This window comes from Armatimonas sp., assembly GCF_031410135.1.
Classification (GTDB): Bacteria; Armatimonadota; Armatimonadia; order Armatimonadales; family Armatimonadaceae; genus Armatimonas.
The window spans coordinates 1-2688 of sequence record NZ_JANNYP010000351.1 but is presented as its reverse complement, the minus strand read 5'-3'; the positions used below and the strand labels follow the sequence as shown (position 1 = coordinate 2688).

Sequence of the window (2688 nt, the reverse complement as noted above, 5' to 3'; positions counted from 1 at the left end):
AGACGGCACAGATCCGAAAAAACAGGATTCAGTTGAAATGAACCATCAAATTAGTAGAGAGAAATTAACTGGTGGTGCCCTACACCCAGAAGATCATCGCTATGTTCTTCGCCCTGCGGATCGCTTCCTAGAAGAAGCGGTGCGCCGGAGCGATACTTCCATCATTCTAGTGAAGGGGCCGCGTGAGACGGGAAAGTCTTCACTCATGATTCGCTGCTTGCACCAGGAGCAGGCACGGGGCGCAATGACGCTTGTGACCGACTTTAAAGCCTTTCCCCGTTCCGCATTTGAGACAATGGAGAACCTCTGCCTGGCAATTCTTCTCCAGCTTGCGGCGCAACTGGCGCAGATAAAAGGAGGCGAGATCCCTACTGCCGAGGATGAAGCCCGGGTGAGTAAGATGCCCACGATTGGCCTGGAGCAGTTTATACAGCGGCGCGTCCTCAACCAGAACATGGAGACAACAATTCTTTGGGCAATGGATCGGGTAGATCGCCTTTTTGGCACCCCAAGTGGCCCCGATTTCTTTTCTCTCCTACGCTCCTGGCACGACAAGCGAACCCAGCTCGCTTCTCGTACTTGGCGTCGCCTAAAAATTGTGGTTGTGACATCAACTGAGGCAGTACTGTTCCTAAAGGACTTGAACCAGTCTCCGTTTAACGTGGGGCTCAAAATCGAGCTGGCGGACTTCAGTAGCGATGAGGCCCAGACGCTTAACAAGGAGCTGGGAGAGCCACTGGCCCCCTTGGAACAAGCATCTTTGTACGCGCTTCTATCGGGACACCCTCGGTTAATGGGGCAAGCCATGCAAGCCGTAAACGATGGTGCCCTGTTCTCTGAGCTACTCCCGCAACTCGATCAGGCTGACGGGCCGTTTGGGGAGCATTTACAACGATTGGAGGAATTCGTTAATTCTCGCCCTGAGCACCGTTCTGCAGTGGATGATGTGATAGCGGGTAAATCGTGCGCCACAGAACCGTTTTTGATGCTACGTAGTGCCGGAGTTTTGGCTGGTGATGCTAGTGACGCGCCGCGTATGCGCTGTCCACTCTATGCTCGCTTCCTTCAGCGGAAGAACTCACGATGAAGAATTTGTCGTAAAAACGAAGATCTCACCATAAGCAAGTCATCTTGCTAACGTGTCATTGGAAGGCTAGGATTATTAGGCAGTGCGAGACGGTCAGGGTAGCTGCGTACATCGAGAACAGCTTTGACCTTGGCGACGACATCAGGAAATACACCTCCACTACCTTTCGCAAGAGTTCGATTATTGTCCCACATGTCGCTCCATGCCGAACGAATAGAGGCAATAGCCTCTTTTTTAGTACTCTCAGAGCCGATTCCTCCTAGTTCGATACGTTCCATTTCCCGAAGTAGGGACGGATAATTTTCAGCCAGAGGTCGAAGGAGAGTATTAAGCTCTGGGATCAAATTTTTCCCATCAAGACGCCAGTTCGATACAAGGTGCTGAGCAACGAGCCGCTTCACGTTAACCTCGCCGTAAAGCAGCCAGTCATGAGCATTCTTGGCGAACTCAACAACATTAACGCAGGTCTGACGAACCTGCTCCACTTGCTCATCTCCCATCTGCTCCTCCTTTTGTAAGTGCTCCTTGTCAAGCAGTAGTCGGCTGCGGCGCTGGCGATACTCCTCCTCATCCAACAGATTACGCGTCATCATGTCGATTAGCCCATCACGCTTTTTTTCAATATCTTCCAATGCTCGACGGCGCTGTGCTCGCTGCGCGTCCTGCACGGCGCGGACGCTGTGAAAAGCCTTCTCAAGGTCTTCCATCGCCCAACGGTAGAACGTGTCATTGATGCTAATCACCTTAAGGAGCCCTTCGATTTGGAGTTGAATCTCCTCCTCGCGCACTCCGCCTCTCGGGCACATCCCACGACTGTTAGAGCAGTGATAATAGACATAACGCCGCCCAGAAGGCTTGATCTTTACGGTCGCCGTCACTTGAGAGCCACAGCGAGCACAGCGAATCAACCCCGAGAAGGAAAGATCCTTAGTTGAGGAAGCCAGTGGAACGGGTCTAAGCGCAGCATTCTCTTCCTTCACCAGATCGCCCGCTTTACCCAGCTTCTCGCGGCGTATACGCTCCTGAATGCGCTGGAACTCCTCCAGTGTTACCATGGGCTTATGGGCTCCCTTGTGAATCTCGCCGCTATGGAAAAAAAGACCAGCATAGAAAACGTTGCTGAGCAGCCGATAGAACGAGGAGCGAGCCAATGGCTTACCGCCCTCACCCTCGTCATTGATGGGGGTACGATACCCCCACGACTCGTTCAGTAACTTGCGCACCTGCTCCACGGTGTGCCCCCCGTCCGCCAGCATATGCCAAGCACGTTGGAGCAATGGGAATCGCTCTGGGTCGGGACTGATGGATTTCTGGCCTTTGCTTAGATGCGTATCGTTGACATAGCCTGGTGGGGCACGGTGTGGATTCCAGCCAAGCGCTACCTTGTCCTCCAAGCCACGAGTCACTTCTATTGAGAGCTTGGAAACAAAGTACTGACTCTGGGAGAAGATCATCTGGAGCATCATGATGCCCTCTGGGGAGTTGATGAAGGTGTACTCGACAAACACCATCTCTTTGAGAATTCCCTTGCGAAGCCGGTAGGTTATCGCCGATCCATCTAATTCGTTGCGGGCAAGTCGGTCGGGATGCCAGGCGATGAT

2 protein-coding genes are annotated in these 2688 nt (G+C 52.9%); one reads left to right on the top strand and one right to left on the bottom strand.

What is annotated here, in order from left to right:
- The first annotated feature begins 37 nt into the window (after positions 1-37).
- Positions 38-1087, top strand: coding sequence for an AAA-like domain-containing protein (locus RMO15_RS12880; RefSeq protein WP_309713075.1), 1050 nt, complete (start codon positions 38-40; stop codon positions 1085-1087).
- 47 nt (positions 1088-1134) lie between these two features.
- On the opposite strand, the gene RMO15_RS12875 is transcribed toward RMO15_RS12880, so the two are convergent.
- On the bottom strand, positions 1135-2688 hold a 1554-nt coding region (locus tag RMO15_RS12875; RefSeq protein WP_309713072.1), incomplete at its 5' end, for a recombinase zinc beta ribbon domain-containing protein.

Bases quoted from the DNA above. Each gene is read 5' to 3' on its own strand.
- RMO15_RS12880 (WP_309713075.1), top strand. From the start codon at position 38: ATGAACCATCAAATTAGTAGAGAGAAATTAACTGGTGGTGCCCTACAC.